The organism is Azospirillum thermophilum (assembly GCF_003130795.1).
Taxonomy (GTDB): Bacteria; Pseudomonadota; Alphaproteobacteria; order Azospirillales; family Azospirillaceae; genus Azospirillum; species Azospirillum thermophilum.
The window spans coordinates 537,958-554,065 of record NZ_CP029353.1 but is presented as its reverse complement, the minus strand read 5'-3'; the positions used below and the strand labels follow the sequence as shown (position 1 = coordinate 554,065).

Annotated in this window: 15 protein-coding genes; 7 read left to right on the top strand and 8 right to left on the bottom strand. The window is 71.1% G+C overall.

Features of this window, described 5'->3' with window-relative positions; translation table 11 throughout:
* Nucleotides 1–138: 138 nt before the first annotated feature.
* The gene (locus DEW08_RS08725; protein WP_109326266.1) at nucleotides 139–2,085 is read right to left on the bottom strand and encodes a right-handed parallel beta-helix repeat-containing protein; all 1,947 of its coding nucleotides are present in this window, start codon (nucleotides 2,083–2,085) and stop codon (nucleotides 139–141) included.
* Nucleotides 2,086–2,390: 305 nt separating this feature from the next.
* On the opposite strand from DEW08_RS08725, the gene DEW08_RS08720 reads away from it, so the two are divergent.
* Both DEW08_RS08720 and DEW08_RS08715 read left to right on the top strand, forming a co-directional pair.
* Nucleotides 2,391–3,806: an O-antigen polymerase gene (locus DEW08_RS08720; protein ID WP_245986511.1), complete on the top strand. Its 1,416-nt coding sequence runs from the start codon at nucleotides 2,391–2,393 to the stop codon at nucleotides 3,804–3,806.
* Entirely contained in the window at nucleotides 3,806–4,795 is a 990-nt protein-coding gene (locus tag DEW08_RS08715; RefSeq protein ID WP_109326264.1) for a glycosyltransferase family 2 protein, read from the top strand. Before DEW08_RS08720 ends, DEW08_RS08715 begins: the two co-directional genes overlap by 1 nt.
* Here DEW08_RS08715 and DEW08_RS08710 read toward each other — a convergent pair.
* Nucleotides 4,749–5,273 carry an MAPEG family protein gene (locus DEW08_RS08710; RefSeq protein WP_109326263.1) on the bottom strand — a complete coding sequence of 175 codons (525 nt, stop codon included), beginning with the start codon at nucleotides 5,271–5,273 and terminating at the stop codon, nucleotides 4,749–4,751. The two genes, DEW08_RS08715 and DEW08_RS08710, sit on opposite strands and share 47 nt — an antisense overlap.
* A 25-nt stretch (nucleotides 5,274–5,298) precedes the next feature.
* Nucleotides 5,299–6,255, bottom strand: a complete 957-nt coding sequence (locus DEW08_RS08705; protein WP_109329668.1) for an acetyl-CoA carboxylase carboxyltransferase subunit alpha — start codon at nucleotides 6,253–6,255, stop codon at nucleotides 5,299–5,301.
* Nucleotides 6,256–6,374: 119 nt separating this feature from the next.
* Between DEW08_RS08705 and DEW08_RS08700 the strand changes: the two genes are divergently transcribed.
* A complete protein-coding gene (locus tag DEW08_RS08700; RefSeq protein ID WP_109326262.1) occupies nucleotides 6,375–7,124 on the top strand; it encodes a class I SAM-dependent methyltransferase in 750 nt (249 codons plus the stop codon).
* A 73-nt stretch (nucleotides 7,125–7,197) separates the two neighbouring features.
* On the opposite strand, the gene aceB is transcribed toward DEW08_RS08700, so the two are convergent.
* The 4 genes from aceB to DEW08_RS31115 form a co-directional block, all read right to left on the bottom strand.
* Complete coding sequence (gene aceB / locus DEW08_RS08695; RefSeq protein WP_109326259.1) at nucleotides 7,198–8,802, bottom strand: malate synthase A; 1,605 nt, start codon at nucleotides 8,800–8,802, stop codon at nucleotides 7,198–7,200.
* Between the two features lie 149 nt (nucleotides 8,803–8,951).
* Nucleotides 8,952–10,034, bottom strand: a complete 1,083-nt coding sequence (locus DEW08_RS08690) for a site-specific tyrosine recombinase XerD (RefSeq protein ID WP_109326258.1) — start codon at nucleotides 10,032–10,034, stop codon at nucleotides 8,952–8,954.
* A 4-nt stretch (nucleotides 10,035–10,038) separates the two neighbouring features.
* On the bottom strand, nucleotides 10,039–11,940 hold the full coding sequence (locus tag DEW08_RS08685) for a hypothetical protein (protein WP_109326257.1): 1,902 nt from the start codon (nucleotides 11,938–11,940) through the stop codon (nucleotides 10,039–10,041).
* Nucleotides 11,921–12,061: a hypothetical protein gene (locus DEW08_RS31115; RefSeq protein WP_168220325.1), complete on the bottom strand. Its 141-nt coding sequence runs from the start codon at nucleotides 12,059–12,061 to the stop codon at nucleotides 11,921–11,923. The genes DEW08_RS08685 and DEW08_RS31115 overlap by 20 nt, the downstream gene beginning before the upstream one ends.
* Before the next feature lie 257 nt (nucleotides 12,062–12,318).
* On the opposite strand from DEW08_RS31115, the gene DEW08_RS08680 reads away from it, so the two are divergent.
* The 4 genes from DEW08_RS08680 (at nucleotide 12,319) to DEW08_RS08665 (ending at nucleotide 15,419) form a co-directional block, all read left to right on the top strand.
* A complete protein-coding gene (locus DEW08_RS08680) occupies nucleotides 12,319–12,972 on the top strand; it encodes a shikimate kinase (protein ID WP_245986509.1) in 654 nt (217 codons plus the stop codon).
* Nucleotides 12,972–14,093 (top strand): 3-dehydroquinate synthase, encoded by a 1,122-nt coding sequence (gene aroB / locus DEW08_RS08675; RefSeq protein ID WP_109326254.1) that lies wholly within the window; start codon nucleotides 12,972–12,974, stop codon nucleotides 14,091–14,093. The genes DEW08_RS08680 and aroB overlap by 1 nt, the downstream gene beginning before the upstream one ends.
* A 133-nt stretch (nucleotides 14,094–14,226) precedes the next feature.
* Nucleotides 14,227–14,685 carry a CBS domain-containing protein gene (locus tag DEW08_RS08670; protein WP_109326253.1) on the top strand — a complete coding sequence of 153 codons (459 nt, stop codon included), beginning with the start codon at nucleotides 14,227–14,229 and terminating at the stop codon, nucleotides 14,683–14,685.
* A gap of 137 nt (nucleotides 14,686–14,822) precedes the next feature.
* Entirely contained in the window at nucleotides 14,823–15,419 is a 597-nt protein-coding gene (locus DEW08_RS08665; RefSeq protein WP_109329666.1) for a DUF2889 domain-containing protein, read from the top strand.
* Between the two features lie 44 nt (nucleotides 15,420–15,463).
* Here DEW08_RS08665 and DEW08_RS08660 read toward each other — a convergent pair whose 3' ends face one another.
* The gene (locus DEW08_RS08660; protein WP_109326252.1) at nucleotides 15,464–15,967 is read right to left on the bottom strand and encodes a ribbon-helix-helix domain-containing protein; all 504 of its coding nucleotides are present in this window, start codon (nucleotides 15,965–15,967) and stop codon (nucleotides 15,464–15,466) included.
* Nucleotides 15,968–16,108 lie beyond the last annotated feature (141 nt).

Sequence of the window (16,108 nt, the reverse complement as noted above, 5' to 3'; positions counted from 1 at the left end):
ATCCGTTAAAGCTTAGTTTCGTCACGTAATTAATTTTAGTCAATGCCCGAGGTCGGGCAGTTTGTCGCACTGCGATGCGTCACGACTCGCAGCAATTTGTCTGTTCTTGCCGCATCCAATGTCGCAGACCGCATCCGCTCAGCGCACGCCCTCCGGGCCGATGCGGTCCCAGGGCAGGTCGACGAAGCCGATGCGCCTGGCGGCGGAGTCCGGGCGCAGCCGGAAATCGTCGCGGGCAGGATCGATGAAGTACGGGTTGGGCGCGGCCGTCGCACCCTGGACGGTCCGCCCGCCGCGCCGCCTGCCCTCGCCGGGCGATGGCGCCGGAGCCGCCCGGCTGTTGCGCTGGTCGATGAGGATCTGCTCCAGCGCAAGCTCGCCGCCGGTCAGGCTGGTGACGATCTGGTCGACCGGCACCCGCTCGTGGACGATGCTGCGCGCCGCGACGTTGCCGCGCAGGAAGCCCGCGACCCCCGCCCTGGGCACCCACTCCAGACGCAGGAAACGGTCGCGCGGCCCCGTCAGGACGACGATGCTGTTGGTCACCCGGTTGCCGTCGCCGCCACGGATGCAGACGGCGGCCATGCCGGTGTTCTGCAGAAGGTTGCCCTCCATCGCGACCCCGTTGGTCAGCTCGTCGAGATAGATGCCGTAGCCCTTGTAGCGTTCCAGCCAGGCGCCGGAGGCATCGGTGGCGAGCCCGCCGGTATCGCGGATGTCGTTGAAGCGGATGAGGGTGCGGGTATCCAGGTCGCTGCGCCCGAGGAGCTCGATGGCCCCGGCGTCCGCCGTCTCCCGCGCCGTGTCGCGGATGCGGTTGTACTCGATGACGTTGTCCTGATAGCGGGTGGCGTTGTTCCAGTTCTTCAGCGCGATGGCGTTGCGCGCCGCCTGCCGGATGTCGTTGTGGGCGACCAGCGTCCGCTCCACCCCGGCCATGGCTATGCCGGCACCCGACAGCCGCACCTCGCCGATGCTCTCCAGGCTGTTGGCGATGATGCGGTTGTCGTTGCTGCCCGGCCGCAGCTCCACCCCGTTGGTGCCGAGATGCTCCATCCGGTTGCGCGAGATCTCGCTGTCGCTGGTGCTCTCCAGCGTCACCGCGGTACCGACCAGCGAGAAGCGGTTGCCGCGCAGGGTGACGTCGCGGGCGCCGGTCAGCAGGACCGCCGTCCCGTCATGGGGCACATCGGAGAAGCCAAGCCCCTCGATGGTGATCCAGCGCGCACCCTCCACCCGGATCAGCGGGCTGAGCCGCGCCACCACCGCGCTGCCGCCGGTCCGGAAGCTCTCCACATCCTCTGGCCGCAGCAGCAGCCTCTTGTCACGCGCCCGCCAGGCGAACTGGCCGGGATGCTTCAGGAAATCCGGATGGCCGAGTAGCCGGAGGGTGGAGCCGTCGCGGAAGGGCTGCCGGCCCTCGCGGTCGAACACCACCACGCCATTCGCCTGGATCGCCGACAGGCCGAGGAGATCGTCGCCCCGCCGCTCGCGGTCCAGCGCCTGCACCCGCAAGGCCGGGGCCGCCCATCCCGGCTGCAGCGTTCCCGGAGCCACCCGCAGCCGCCGCGCATCGCCCCCCTTCACCGCCTGGGCGACGATCCAGCCGCTGCGGACCGGATCGGCCGGATCATAGGCGCCGCTCTGCGCCGCCCGCATCCGCCTCCCGTCCACCGCGACGTCCAGCCCCGGCTCGCGCGGCAGCGGGGCGGAGAAGACGCCGCCGGGCTCCGCCGTGAAGCCGCCGACCGGCTCGCCGCCCGACAGCACCGGGTTTTCGCCGGGATATGCGGCGATGCGCAGGTCCTGGTCCTCCGCCGTCAGGACGACCGGGGCGGACAGGCGATGGACCCCGCCGCGCAGCAGGATGGTCTTCGGCCCGCCGCGCCGCGCCGCCTCCACCGCGCGGGCCAGCGTGGCGAAGGGGCCGTCGCTGCGCTCCGCGTTCGGCTGCGGCAGGCGGCCCGACCAGCGGTCGTCGCCCTGCGGCGACACATGGCTCTCCCCCGCCGCCAGCGCCGCCGGGGCCTGGAGGACCAGGACAGCCAGCAGCACCGCCAGGACGCAAAGATACGCTCGGACCATGTCGCCTCCGTTCAGCACGGAAGCGAAACCGGCATTGCCCCGGCCGGGTTCAAAACCGCGGAAGGGGTGCTTCGGATGCGCCCTTCACACCGATGGCGGGGTGCGGAACCATCCGCGCTCCTGGCGGGACTGCTTCCGGTAACGCCCCCGCCGTCTTTGGGGGACCGCCCCGCTCACCCGAACGGCGCACGCCGTCTGCACCCCCGCGGCCCTCGCGCGCCGCGTGTAGGGTGCGCAGTGCCTGAGCCCGCCGGACGACCGGTTCGGGCCGGGTCGCCGCAACCCGACGAGGCACGAATACGGCCATGATCGAAATGGCGCTGATCGCGCAGACCCTGGTGGTCATCCTGGTGACGGTGGCGTTCGTCAGCACCGGCACCGCCTCGATGTTCCACCCGCTGACGCTGTACCTGGTCTTCCATTCCCTGGTGTTCGTGATGCGGCCGATCCTGGTCCATGGCGCCGGGTTCGACAATGCCTGGCTGTTCATGGGCTACTGGCCGGACGCTCAGCAGTTCGTCTTCACGCTGATCGTCAGTTCGGTGGCGCTGATCGCCTTCTCGCTGGCCTGCGCCTCGGCGGGACATGTCAGGCCGGACCTGTCGAAAGCCCGGACCTTCAGCTTCGACCGCACGGACATCGTCGCCTTCCTGATCACCACGGCGCTTCTCGCCCCGCTGGCCATCTACTCGGCGATCCAGCGCCAGGGAGCCGACGCCTTCAGCGGCACCGGCGACATCCAGATGGAACGCGACCCGATGACGGGTCAGCCGGTCTACACCAACACCACCGGCTACATCGCCGAGGCCCACTCGATGGGCCTGCCGCTGACGCTGGGCATCATCTGGGTCAGCCGCTTCCATCCGCTGTCCTTCATCCCCTTCATCGCCTTCGTCGGCTTCCGCGCCTATCTCGGCTGGGGGCGCTGGGCGATCATCATGGGCATCCTGGGGCTGGTGCTGCTGATGCTGTACCGGACGCGGACCCGCTGGTTCCGCCTGTGGCACGTCGCCGTCGGCCTGCCGGTCCTGGCGATCTTCACGACGCTCGGCAACAACCGCGGCGCGCTGAAGGACGTGATCACCGGCGACGCGCCCTTCTCCAGCATCTTCCGGATGACCAGCCACGACGGCGGCCGGATGATCGACGCCCTGGCCAACCAGGATCTGGCCAACTTCGACTTCCTCGCCTTCATCCTGTGGGTGGTGCCGGGCCAGTCGGCGACCTACACCTACTTCACGCAGTACCTGCAGCTCTTCACCGAGCCGATCCCCCGCGTGCTGTGGCCGGGCAAGCCGGTCGGCGCGCCGATCAAGTGGGTGCAGCTCCACGACTTCGGCAATTTCGCCAACCTCACCACCTCGCTGCCCGGCGACGGCTGGATGAGCGGCGGGTGGCTCGGGCTGATCGTCACCATGGCGGTCGTCGGCCTGATCCTGGGCAAGCTGCACCGCTGGTTCTGGACCAAGGGGTTCGTGAACCGCTACGGCGTGCTGTTCTACTGCGCCTTCCTGCCGCTGTCGCTGCAGTGGTTCCGCGACGGCAACATCACCATCGTCAAGTTCAGCTTCTTCTCGCTTCTGCCCATCCTGCTGTGGATCGGGCTGACCAGAGCTCTTCATGCCTGGGGAATTTTGGAAGACGACCCGCTGCGCCCCGGCGCCCCGCGGAGAGTCGCCCCGCAGAAGCTGGTCCCTCGAAACATCGTTCGGAGCCCGTGATGTCGCCTACTCCCGAAAACGCCTCTCCCACGCCCAAGCGGACGCCGACCGTCAGTGCGGTCATCGCCGCCTACAACCGGGCGCCGGAATTGCGCACCGCCATCAACCGCCTGCTGACCCAGACGCTGGCGCCGATGGAGATCCTGGTGGTGGACGACGGCTCGACCGACGGCACCGACCAGATGATGCGGACGGAGTTCGGGCCGGACCGCTTCCCGCAGATCCGCTACATCCGCCAGCCGCACAATGCCGGGCTGATCCTGGCACGCAACCTGGGCTTCGTGAACACCACCGGCGACTACATCGTGTCGGTGGACGACGACAGCTGGTTCGAGGGGGACGACGGGCTGGCCCGCTGCGTGGAGTTCCTGGAGGCCAACCCCGACGTCGCCATCGCCACCTGCAACATCGAGACGCCGGACGGCATGATCTACTACCCGCGCAACAAGGAGCCCTTCGAGGTTCCCTGGTATGCCGGCGGCGGCCATGTCCTGCGGCGCAGCGCGGTGGACAGGATCGGCCTGTACATCCCAGAATTCTATCGCCAGGGCGAGGAGAAGGACCGCTGCCTGCGGCTGATGGGCGCCGGGATGAGGATCATCGCCCTGCCCCACATCATGATCTACCACGACAAGTGCATGAAGGGCCGCAAGCCGGGGCTGGAGCGCTTCTACAACCACCGCAACGACCTGATCCGCGAACTGGCCCGCTGCCCGGCAGGGATGATGCCGCGCCGGCTGCTGCGGGTGTGGGCCGGCAACAGCTGGAAGAACCTGCGCCAGGGGCCGCGCACCACCGACCTGAAGATCCTGATGGCCCTGCCGGAGATCATCCGGCTCGGCCGCAAGTACCGCAAGCCGCTGCCGCCGGAGATCTACCGCCGCTGGCTCGACCTCGTCGCCAGCGCCGCTCCGGCGACCAAGCCCCCGCCGCGCACCGCCTCTACCCCAGTGACAGCAGCAGGGCCCACAGCAGTACGGCAAGATTGACGCACAGCGTCATCGCCATGCCGGGGGCGCGGGCGAAGGGGTGGACCAGGTAGCCCGCCCAGAACAGCAGGCGGCCGAGCACGAACAGCCCGGTCGCCACCCGCGCCGCCCCCAGATCCGGCAGGGGAAGCAGAACCACCAGGGCGGCCAGCGCCGGCAGGAAGATCAGCGTCTGCTCGACGCTGTTGCTCAGCACCCGCTGGCTGATGCGGTGGAAGCGCGTTTCCGCATCGTCGATCGGGTTGAAGGCCTGCGACCGGCCGCGGGCGACGATCACCCCGAAGACCATCGCCGCCAGCACCAGCGCCGGCCACAGGACCAGCCGCGCCCAGAAGGCCAGCCGCGCCGCCGGGTCGGCGATGCCGGCCGGCGCGGCGACCAGGGAAGCGAGAATGAAAAAGGCGGCCAGCGTCACCGCGGCCGCCCCGAGATTCAGCAGGGCCGCCCAACGCACCAGTGTCGATCGTCGGGCAGCCATGCATCCCTCTCCTTCCGTCAGGTCGTCAGCCGAGCCCCTTCTGGCCCATCTCCAGGAACTTCTCCCGGCGCTTGGCCCGCAGGGCGGCGCCGTCGAGGCCGTCCAGCTCGCGCAGCGACTCCTCGATGCAGTCGCCGAGCGCCTTGACGGTCATCTCCGGGTCGCGGTGCGCACCGCCGATCGGCTCGCTGACAACGCGGTCGATGACGCCGAGTTCCTTCAGGTCCTGGCTGATCAGGCGGAGCGCGATGGCCGCCTCTCCCGCCATGTCGGCGCTGCGCCACAGGATCGAGGCGCAGCCCTCCGGCGAGATGACGGAGTAGATGGCGTGCTCCAGCATCAGGACGCGATCGGCCGTCGCGATGGCGATGGCGCCGCCCGAGCCGCCCTCGCCGATCACCGAGGCGACCATCGGCACGGTCAGCCGCAGGCAGCGCTCGATGCTCTTGGCGATGGCCTCGGCCTGGCCGCGCTCCTCCGCCTGGACGCCGGGGAAGGCGCCGGCGGTGTCGACCAGCGAGATCACCGGCAGGGCGAACCGGTCGGCCAGGTCCATCAGGCGCTGGGCCTTGCGGTAGCCCTCGGGCTTGGCCATGCCGAAGTTGTGGCGCACGCGCGACTCGGTGTCGTGGCCCTTCTCCTGCCCGATCACGACGACGGACCGGCCGCGGAACCGGCCGAGCCCGCCGATGACCGCCCGGTCTTCCGCGAAGAAGCGGTCACCGGCGAGCGGGGTGAAGTCCTCGATCAGCCCGTTCACGTAGTCCAGGCAGTGCGGCCGGTTGGGATGGCGCGCAACCTGCACCTTCTGTGCGGGGGTGAGCTTGGCGTAGGTCTGCCGGAGGAGCTTGTCGACCTTGGTCTGCAGCTTCGACACCTCGTCGGCGATGTTCAGATCGCCGGCGTTGGTCAGATGGCGCAATTCCTCGATCTTGCCTTCAAGCTCGGCGATCGGCTTTTCGAATTCCAGGAAGGTTTGCATGCCGGACACGGGTGGGATCGACGCGGGAACCGGGGTTCGTAGCACGGGCGGGCAGGGCAAGCCACAGCTTATCGCGGTGGTCTGGCGCGCCGCCCGTGCGGGAGGTATCCTTCTTCACCATGAGCTTCAAGGATCATTTTTCCGGACATGCCGGCGAGTACCGCGCCTGGCGGCCGGATTATCCCGATGCGCTGCCGGCATTCCTGGCCGGGGCGGCCCCCTCCCGCGGCCTCGCCTGGGATGTCGGCTGCGGCAACGGACAGCTCTCCGTCGCGCTGGCGCGTCACTTCGCCCGGGTGGTCGCCACCGACGCCAGCGCCGGGCAGATCGCCGAGGCAGAACCGTACCCCAACATTCGCTATGCCGCCGCCCCGGCGGAGGCCGGCGGGCTGGAGGACCGCTCCTGCGACCTGATCGTCGCCGCCCAGGCGGCCCACTGGTTCGACCTCGACCGCTTCTACGCCGAGGTGCGGCGAGCCGCCCGGCCGGGCGGGGCCGTGGCGCTGGTCAGCTATGGGCTCAACCAGTTCGGCGACCCGGCCATCGACTCGCTGCTGCGGGAGTTGCACGACGTCACGCTGCGCAGCCACTGGCCGGCCGACCGCTGGCATGTGGTGAACGGCTACCGCGACCTGCCCTTCCCCTTCGACCCGCTGCCGGTGCCGCCGCTGGCGATGGAGGCGCGCTGGTCGCTGCCGCGCTTCCTCGGCTATCTCGGCACCTGGTCGGGGGTGAAGCGGGCGATCCAGGCAACCGGCCGCAACCCGCTGGAGCCGGCGGCCGAGGCGCTGGCCCCGCTGTGGGGCGACCCGCAGGCGGAACGGACGGTGCGCTGGCCGCTGACGGTGAGGCTGGGGCGGGTGTTCTGACCGCCGAACCCGCCTCACCGCCGCCTCTTCGGGTTCGGGCCCCTCGGGAAGGCGCGACAGCGGCGGGGAGCGCCTACGCCCCCTCCCCGACGATCCGGTCATAGGCGGGCAGGGTCAGGAACTCCACGAAGTCCTCACGGCCGACGAGGTCGCGGAACAGCGCCGCCGCCTCGGCATAGCGACCGCCGGCGTAGGCCGCCTCGCCGACGCGGGCACGCCAGCCCTCCAGCTCCTCCGCGATCACCCGGTCGACCAGTTCCATCGTCACCGGCTGGCCGTCATCGAGGGCGGAGCCGGTATGGACCCACTGCCAGACCTGGGCGCGGCTGATCTCCGCCGTGGCGGCATCCTCCATCAGGTTGAACAGCGGCACGCAGCCGAGCCCGCGCAGCCACGCCTCGATATAGCCGATGCCGACCGCGACGTTGTTGCGCAGCCCCTTCTCCGTCTTCGGCCCCTGCGGCACGGCCAGCAGGTCGGTGGCGGTCACCGTCACGTCGGTGCGCTTGCGCTCGATCTGGTTGGGGCCGGGCATGTAGGCGTCGAACACCTCCATCGCCACCGGCACCAGGCCGGGATGCGCCACCCAGGTGCCGTCATGGCCGTTCGAGGCCTCGCGCTCCTTGTCGGCCCGCACGCGGGAGAAGGCGACCTCGTTGGCGGCCGGATCGTTCTTGACCGGGATGAAGGCCGCCATGCCGCCGATGGCCGGGGCGTTGCGCCGGTGGCAGGTGCGGATGGCGAGCTGGCTGTAGGAGGACAGGAAATGCGTCGCCATGGTGACCTCCGACCGGTCGGGCATCACGGCGGCGGGGTCCTTGCGGAACTTCTTGATGAAGCTGAAGATGTAGTCCCAGCGGCCGCAGTTCAGCCCGGCGGAATGGTCGCGCAGCTCGTAGAGGATCTCGTCCATCTCGAAGGCGGCGAGGATCGTCTCGATCAGCACCGTCGCCCGGATGACGCCGTGCGGCAGGCCGACATACTCCTCGGCCACCGTGAACACCTCGTTCCACAGCCGCGCCTCGAAGTGGCTCTCCATCTTCGGCAGGTAGAAGTAGGGACCCGAGCCCTTGTCGAGCAGAGCCTTGGCATTGTGGAAGAAGTAGAGGCCGAAGTCGAACAGGCCGCCGGAGATCGGCCGCCCCTCCATCAGGACGTGCTTCTCCTCCAGGTGCCAGCCGCGCGGGCGGACCTTCAGAACGGCGGTCGTGTCGCTCAGCCGGTACTTCTTGCCGCTGGCCGGCTCCTCATAGGTGATGGTGCCGCGCACCGCGTCGCGCAGGTTGATCTGCCCGTCCATCTGGTTGGTCCAGGAGGGGCAGTTGGCGTCCTCGAAGTCCGCCATGAAGACCTTGGCGCCGGAGTTCAGCGCGTTGATCACCATCTTGCGGTCGACCGGCCCGGTGATCTCCACCCGGCGGTCGCGCAGGTCCAGCGGCAGCGGCGCAATGGTCCAGTCGGCGGCCCGGATGGCCGCGGTCTCCGGCAGGAAGTCCGGCTTCTCGCCTCTGTCGAGCAGCGCCTGGCGCTGGACGCGGACGCCGAGCAGCCGCTCGCGCTCGCCTCCGAACCGGCCCTCCAGCTCCGCCAGGAAGGCCATCGCCTCCGGCGTCAGGATCTCCTCGTAGCCGGGCTTGATCGGACCCAGGATTTCAAGACCGGAGATTGTGGTGGCCATACGCTCGCTCCCCTGCTGCCGCGCGTGATCGCGGTGCTGTCGTTGACCCAAGCGTATAGCACAACCTCCGGGACCGCCCCAACGCGGCGGAGGGAGGGCCTAACGTCGCATGCCGGACAGGGAGGCCTGCCGAAAGGCGCAGGCGCGCGTCACTCCGCCTTCGAGCGCGCCGGCGCGCGGCGGGCCAGCGGGTGATGGTCGTGCATCACCGCCCGCAGCCGCTCCGACACCACATGCGTGTAGATCTGGGTGGTGGCGATGTCGGCATGGCCCAGCATCTTCTGGACCGAGCGCAGGTCTGCCCCATGGTCGAGCAGATGGGTGGCGAAGGCATGGCGCAGGACGTGCGGGCTGACCTTCTCCGGGTCGATGTTCGACTCGATCGCCAGCGCCTTGAGGAGCTGGGCGAAGCGCTGGCGCGTCAGGTGCCCGTCGGACGAGCTGCGCGAGGGGAACAGGAAGGGCGTCTGCGCCGCCTCCTGCCCCGGCACCAGGAAATGGCTGCGGTGCGGCAGATAGGCGAAGAGCGCCGCGGTCGCCGGCTCGGACAGCGGGACCATCCGCTCCTTGCCGCCCTTGCCGCGGACGATCAGGCCGCGCCCGTCCCGCAGGATGGCGGTCATCGGCAGCCCGACCAGCTCCGACACGCGCAGGCCGGTGGCGTAGAGCACCTCCAGCAGCGCCACCAGCCGCAGTCCTTCCGGCCCGCCGCGCGCCTGGGCGGTGGCGATCATCGCGCCGACCTCCGCCTCGGTCAGGATCTTCGGCAGCGGGCGCCCCTGCTTGGGGCTGTCGAGGGCCGAGGACGGATCGTCGGCGCGCCGACCTTCCGACACCAGGAAGCGGTAGAACTGGCGCATCGCCGACAGGCGGCGGGCGACGGTGCGGGGCGACGGGGCGGCCTGCCCGTCCGCCCTGCCCGGCCCGTCGGCCTTGTCCTGGAAGCCGGCCTTGCCCTGGAAGGCGAGATAGGCGCGCAGATCCTCCGTCCCCGCCCGCTCCAGCGGCAGCCCGCGCTGGGCGAGCCACAGGCCGAGGTCGGTCAGGTCGCGCTCGTAGGCGAGCCGCGTGTTCAGCGCCGCCCCCCGCTCCGCCGTCAGCATGTCGAGGAAGGCGTCGAGATGGGGAGACCCCGCCGCGGGGCGCGGCTTGCACGGACGGCCGCGGCGCTTCGCCTCGGCCTTGCCGGGCACGGCCTTCTTCAGGTCGGCCGCGATCTTCGGATCGCCCATGCCGTCATGCTCCCGGAGGTACGGCCAGCACGGCGGCGGCCTCGCGGGCGATCGCGCGGGCGTCCGCCTCCAGCCCGATGCCGCGCAGGGCGGCGACCACCCGTGCCGTCACCAGCGGCGCCGCGGCGGCCGGCCCGCCCTCTCCCAACAGCAGGAGCGAGGCCAGCACCGTCTCCCCCACCCGCCCGGCGGCCGACGCCTCGGTCAGGCGCTGCCACAGCACGGGGTCGGCGGTGGGCGGCCGGTCGGGTGCCGCCGGCGGCGCCGCGCCGGTCGCCTTGACCCAGGCCTCCTCCGGCACCGGGAATCCGGTCGCCTGCAGCAGGGCGAGCTGGCCTGCGACCCGTCCGCGCGCCGGGTCGTCGGCGCCGCGCAGCGCCTCGTCCAGCCAGCCGGCGAGGCTGTCCGGCCGCATCAGCCCCAGCACGGCCCCCATCGGCCACAGCCAAGCCACGTCGGCGCTGCGGCCGGTGCGCAGGGCAAGCTCGTGCCAGCGCCGCGCCACGTCGCCGCGGCCCAGCGCGTAGTAGAGCCGCGCCGCGGACGGCGCCAGGGCGGCGGCATCGGGCGTCGGCGATACGGTGTCGAGCAGGGCGGTGGCGGCGTTGCCGACCGGGCCGGACAGCAGGGGCGGCTCCACCAGCTCCACCGCCAGCCGGGCGAGCGCCACCCGGCGGCCGCCGTCCATCGTGCCGAGCATCGCCTGATGCAGCAGCGCCCGGCTGCGGGCGGAGCGGTCGCGCGCGGCGACGTCGGCCATGCGCAGCAGCTCGTCCCCCTTGGGCTGCACGGTCCGGTAGATATCGGTCAGGGCGCGGGCGTCGAGGAAGAGGGAGGCGGCGGCCCGTTCCCCCGCCGTGGCGCGCACGGCCGGCTCCGTCGCCTCGCTGGCCGCGACGGCGGCGAGGCGGGCGGGGTCCGTCAGCGACAGGCTGTCCGCCGGCAGGGCGACGCGCAGGGTCCGCAGGGCCGCCAGCGTCAGCGCGTCGGCCTCCGCCAGCGTCCGCACGGCGGGCGGCGCCCCGCCGGCCAGCGATTCGGCGACGGGCAGGAAGGGGTCGGTCGGCTCCGCCACCTCGCGCAGGCGCGGCAGCAGGTCGCCGGCCGCGGCACGGTCGGCGCCGCGGGCCCGGCACAGAAGCTCCAGCTTGACCCAGTAGGCCGCCTGGAAGGCCTTCCCCCGCTCGATCGCCCGCGGACAGTCGATGGCATCCGACAGCAGCTCGGCATCCGTCAGCGCACGCGCCGTCGCTTCGTCGGCCAGCGCCTGCGGCAGCAGGGCGGCCAGCCCGGCGGCACCGCGGGGATCGCCCATGGCGGCGAGCTTGGCGACGCGCAGGGCGCCGAAGCCGTGGGGCGGCGCCGGATCCTCCGGCTTCGCAGCGGGCGAACCGGCGCTCAGCAGCAGGCGGCGTTGCAGCGTCTTGACCGCGGGCGAGGGGGTGGCAACCGGCAGGTCGGCGACGAGATCGAGCACGGCCGACCGCGCGACGCCCTGCCAGGGCTGGTCCCCCATCCCCTGGGCGCCGGTCAGCGGACCGGCCCCGTCGGGGTCGGGCGCGCCCAGCGGCTCCGCCCGGACGGCGGCCGGGCGCTTCACGATGGGATTGGCCTCGTCCGCGGCACTTTCCCCAGGGACGCCGGACGACGGCAGCGGACGCGCGTCCTGTGCCGCCGGCGGCCCGGCGACGGGTACCTCCGGTATCGGGGACGCGTCGGGAGCCGGGGTGGCCGGCGCCGGCACGAGGCGGATCGGGCCGCCGGCCGCCTGCGCGAAGGCAGGCCGCCCGTCCGTCAGGACGGCGACCGCAAGACCGCCGGCCAGCAGCGGCAGCGCAAGGACGGCCAGAACCGGACGGAGGGGCGCCGGGTCGGCGGGGTCGCGGTCAGCGCGGGAAGCGCTCATCCGGCAGGACCTTCTCCACCGTCTTGGATGGAGCCGGCATGTCCCAGGAGGCAAGGAACGCCATACCGCCGCCGATGACGAGCAACAGCAGAATGACGAGGACGGAGAGGAACCGGCTCATGGCATCAAGACGTGTTCTGTGTACGGGATCGGGCGGGCGAGGGACCTAACACACCCGGCGTCCCCGCGGCTTGGGACAAGGGTGCGCTTTTCTGCTAAAGCATCGGACTGTTGCCCGGCAGCCGCCATCGCGGGCGCCGCCACTTTAGCCGCAGGACGGCAGGGGACGCAACCCGTGCCCCGCCGGCCAAGGCAAAGCCTGCGGCGCCGCCTTGAGGTTTCGGGAAGGATCTGGGGTTTGAAGGACCGCTTGCATCGATGACTGCCACCGCCACGCCGCCGGAGACCGGACCCTCCGCCCGGCCGATCATCCCCCGCTCCGTGGTCCTGGTCGGACTGATGGGGGCCGGGAAAAGCGCCATCGGCCGGCGGCTCGCCGCGCGGCTGCATCTGCCCTTCCGCGACGCCGACACCGAGATCGAGGCGGCGGCCGGCTGCACCATCGCCGAGATTTTCGCCCGCGACGGCGAGACGGTCTTCCGCTCGGTGGAACGCCGCATCATCGCCCGCCTGCTGCGCGACGAGCCGGTGCATGTGCTGGCGACCGGCGGCGGCGCCTTCATGGATCCCGAGACCCGCGCCGCCATCCGCGATCATGGCGTGTCGGTATGGCTGAAGGCGGAGCTCGACGTGCTGGTGGCGCGGACGGCCCGGCGCACCCACCGCCCCATCCTGAACCAGGGCGACCCGCGCGAGATCCTCGCCCGGCTGATGGAACTGCGCTACCCCGTCTACGCCGAGGCCGACCTGACGGTGATCAGCGACGAACGGCCGCCCGACACAACGGTGGAACTGGTGATCGACGCGCTGGAGGCGCATTTCGGCGTCGCCCTGCCCCACCGGTCGCGCCACCATCACGGCGCCCACGGCTCCGCCCCCCACACCGCCACCTCCTCGCCCGAGAAGCCCTGATGACCGCCACGCCCGACATCGTCCGCCTCGACCTCGGCCCGCGCAGCTACGACATCCTGGTCGGCGACGGCGTGCTGGCGGAGGCCGGACCGCGCATCGCCGCCCTGACCCGCGGCAAGGCCCCGATCGTCGTCACCGACGAGAACGTCGCCCCGCTCCACCTGCCGACACTGGAGCGTGCGCTGTCCGCTGCGGGAATCGCGCCCAGCCCGGCCATCGTGCTGCCGGCGGGGGAGAAGACCAAGGACTTCGCCCATTTCACCGACCTGATGGACGGCATCCTCGGCCGCGGGATCGAGCGGTCGACCATGCTGCTGGCGCTCGGCGGCGGGGTGATCGGCGACATCACCGGCTTCGCCGCGGCCAGCGCGCTGCGCGGCATCGACTTCATCCAGGTGCCGACCACCCTGCTCTCCCAGGTGGACAGCTCGGTCGGCGGCAAGACGGGCATCAACAGCCGCCACGGCAAGAACCTGATCGGCGCCTTCCACCAGCCGAAGCTGGTGATCGCCGACACCGCCACGCTGGATACCCTGCCCAGGCGCGAGGTTCTGGCCGGCTATGCCGAGGTGGCGAAGTACGGCCTGATCCGGCTGCCCGACTTCTTCTCCTGGCTGGAGGAGAACGGCGCCCGCGTGGTGGACGGCGACAGCGCCGCCCGGCGCCACGCCGTGACGGTGAGCTGCCGCGCCAAGGCCGACATCGTCGGCGTCGACGAGCGGGAGAGCGGCGACCGCGCCCTGCTCAACCTCGGCCACACCTTCGGCCACGCGCTGGAGGCGGCGACCGGCTTCGGCCAGACCCTGCTGCATGGCGAGGCGGTGGCGATCGGCATGGTGCTGGCCTTCGACCTGTCGGTCCGGCTCGGCCTCTGCCCGGCGGAGGATGCCGCCCGCGCCCGCGCCCATCTGAAGGCGGTCGGGCTGCCGGTGCGGATCGCCGACGTGGCCGGCGTGGCATGGGACGTCGACTGGCTGGTCCGCGCCATGGCCAAGGACAAGAAGGTGCAGGACGGCCGCATCACCTTCGTCCTCGTCCGCGGCCTCGGCCAGGCCTTCACCCTGCGCGACGTCGATGCGGCGGCGGTGCGCGAGGTGCTGGCGGAGTCGCTCGCCGGCTGATCGGTTAAATAAGTTTCATAACGCGGATTGTTCACCGCCCCGGCATTGCAATGCGGCGGCGCCCTGCGCAACTAAACGACAGGCGCCGCGCCCCCCTTCGTCATTCCACCGCACCGATGGATAAGGAGGACCAATGCCGACCCGCAAGCTGATCCCCGACGTCGTCAAGCAGCAGGACCTGACCACCCTCCCGCCGGACGCGACCGTCCGCGACGCCGCCATCCTGATGGCGGAAAAGCGCATCGGCGCCGTGCTCGTGACCGAGGGGCGCCGGCTGACCGGCATCTTCACCGAGCGCGACCTGACCGCCCGCGTGGTCGCCGCCGGACGCGATCCCGCCGCCACCCGCCTCGGCGAGGTGATGACCCGCGGGCCCGACACGCTGGAACCCTCCGCCACCGCCTTCTCCGCCATGGAGCTGATGGACCGCCACAATTACCGCCATCTGCCGGTGGTCGACAGGGACGAGGTGGTGGGCATCGTCTCCATCCGCGACCTCTCGGCGGTGGTGCGTGCCCATCTGGAGGAGGAGCTGCGCGACCGCGAGGCCTTCATCTTCGGAAGCCACTATTCGGTCGGCGCCACGCTGTGACCGGCGCAGCCGGCCCCTCGATCCGGGGCGGCTGGGTTGACCTATAGGTAACGCTGCATTGCGGCGGGGCTGCTTGACCCTCTGGCATGCCCCGCCGATAGTTGCTGATCCTGGCAACCAGTGCGACCGAGATCCCGATGCCCCTGCCCCCGCCGGCCGACCGCGAGCCCATCCACACCCGCCGGGTGGTCTGCGAGGGCTTCCGCCGCGCAGACGGTCTGTGGGATATCGAGGGACACCTCACCGACACCAAGAGCTATCCCTTCCAGGTCGCCGACCGCGGCACGCTGGAGCCGGGCGACCCCGTGCACGAGATGTGGCTGCGGCTGACGGTGGACGACCGGCTGACCGTGAAGGAGATCGTGGCGGTCACCGACAACAGCCCCTACCGCACCTGCGGCTCGATCACGCCGAATTTCCAGAAGCTGGTCGGGCTGCCCATCGGTCCGGGCTGGACGCGGGCGGTCAAGGAGCTGCTGGGCGGCACCAAGGGCTGCACGCATCTGGTGGAGCTTCTGGGGCCGCTGGCCACCACCGCCTTCCAGACCATCTATCCGGTCCTGGCCCGGGCCCAGGAGGAGAAGGCGAAGGCCGAAGGGCGCAAGCCCTCGGGCGGGGAGCGTCCCGTGCTCCTGAACATGTGCCATATCTTCGCCAGCGACGGCGACGTCGTCCGCAAGCACTGGCCGGACTACTACACCGGCGACGAACCCGCCGGCGCCGCCGCGGAATAGCCGCCCGCCGCTCCGTCAGAGCGCCGGGCGGCCGGTTACCGCGATCAGGCGTCGAGCCGCTGCGTGGGATGGCGCGGCGCGGCAAGGTGCTGGGGACCGGTGGCCGGGAAGGCTCCCCCCGCGGCGGCGCCCGCCGCGGGACCCGCCGCGGGACCCTCGGTCTCCTCCGACTGCGGCAGCAGCTCGAACGGCGTGCCGACGAAGGGATCGCTGCCGCCGTGGCCGGCGCGCAGATGTCCTTCCTCGGTGCAAGCCCTGCGGTAGTAGGCGGCGATGAACACCCGCACCGCCGAGGTCAGGGTCACGTCGGTCTGATCCTCCGTCAGGCCCCGGCGGCGGGCCTGCTCGCCGATGCGCTCCTTGATGCGGGTGCAGAGCTTGTTGACCGAAATCCCTTCCCGGCGGGCGATGTCCTCCAGCGCGTCCCACATGGACGGCTCCAGCCGCATGCTGGTCCGATGCCCGCCGATCATGATGTTCTGGCTTCTCAGCGGCTCCACCCCGGTGGGAGGAGGTGTCACCCGCTTCTTCGGCCCACGCTTCGCCATCCGCAGCCCCTTCCACGAAGCCGCTGGCAGGCGAGCGAAACAAAAGCCTGCCACGGCGCGATAAATGGTTGCATAACCCGCACTTTACTCAATGAAGCGAGAAATGCAACTGCGCCCGCGCCTATTCCACGTTTCCGATCC

Coding starts and splice junctions, on each gene's coding strand:
- DEW08_RS08725 (WP_109326266.1), bottom strand. CDS start 2,085: ATGGTCCGAGCGTATCTTTGCGTCCTGGCGGTGCTGCTGGCTGTCCTG.
- DEW08_RS08720 (WP_245986511.1), top strand. CDS start 2,391: ATGATCGAAATGGCGCTGATCGCGCAGACCCTGGTGGTCATCCTGGTG.
- DEW08_RS08715 (WP_109326264.1), top strand. CDS start 3,806: ATGTCGCCTACTCCCGAAAACGCCTCTCCCACGCCCAAGCGGACGCCG.
- DEW08_RS08710 (WP_109326263.1), bottom strand. CDS start 5,273: ATGGCTGCCCGACGATCGACACTGGTGCGTTGGGCGGCCCTGCTGAAT.
- DEW08_RS08705 (WP_109329668.1), bottom strand. CDS start 6,255: ATGCAAACCTTCCTGGAATTCGAAAAGCCGATCGCCGAGCTTGAAGGC.
- DEW08_RS08700 (WP_109326262.1), top strand. CDS start 6,375: ATGAGCTTCAAGGATCATTTTTCCGGACATGCCGGCGAGTACCGCGCC.
- aceB (WP_109326259.1), bottom strand. CDS start 8,802: ATGGCCACCACAATCTCCGGTCTTGAAATCCTGGGTCCGATCAAGCCC.
- DEW08_RS08690 (WP_109326258.1), bottom strand. CDS start 10,034: ATGGGCGATCCGAAGATCGCGGCCGACCTGAAGAAGGCCGTGCCCGGC.
- DEW08_RS08685 (WP_109326257.1), bottom strand. CDS start 11,940: ATGAGCGCTTCCCGCGCTGACCGCGACCCCGCCGACCCGGCGCCCCTC.
- DEW08_RS31115 (WP_168220325.1), bottom strand. CDS start 12,061: ATGAGCCGGTTCCTCTCCGTCCTCGTCATTCTGCTGTTGCTCGTCATC.
- DEW08_RS08680 (WP_245986509.1), top strand. CDS start 12,319: ATGACTGCCACCGCCACGCCGCCGGAGACCGGACCCTCCGCCCGGCCG.
- aroB (WP_109326254.1), top strand. CDS start 12,972: ATGACCGCCACGCCCGACATCGTCCGCCTCGACCTCGGCCCGCGCAGC.
- DEW08_RS08670 (WP_109326253.1), top strand. CDS start 14,227: ATGCCGACCCGCAAGCTGATCCCCGACGTCGTCAAGCAGCAGGACCTG.
- DEW08_RS08665 (WP_109329666.1), top strand. CDS start 14,823: ATGCCCCTGCCCCCGCCGGCCGACCGCGAGCCCATCCACACCCGCCGG.
- DEW08_RS08660 (WP_109326252.1), bottom strand. CDS start 15,967: ATGGCGAAGCGTGGGCCGAAGAAGCGGGTGACACCTCCTCCCACCGGG.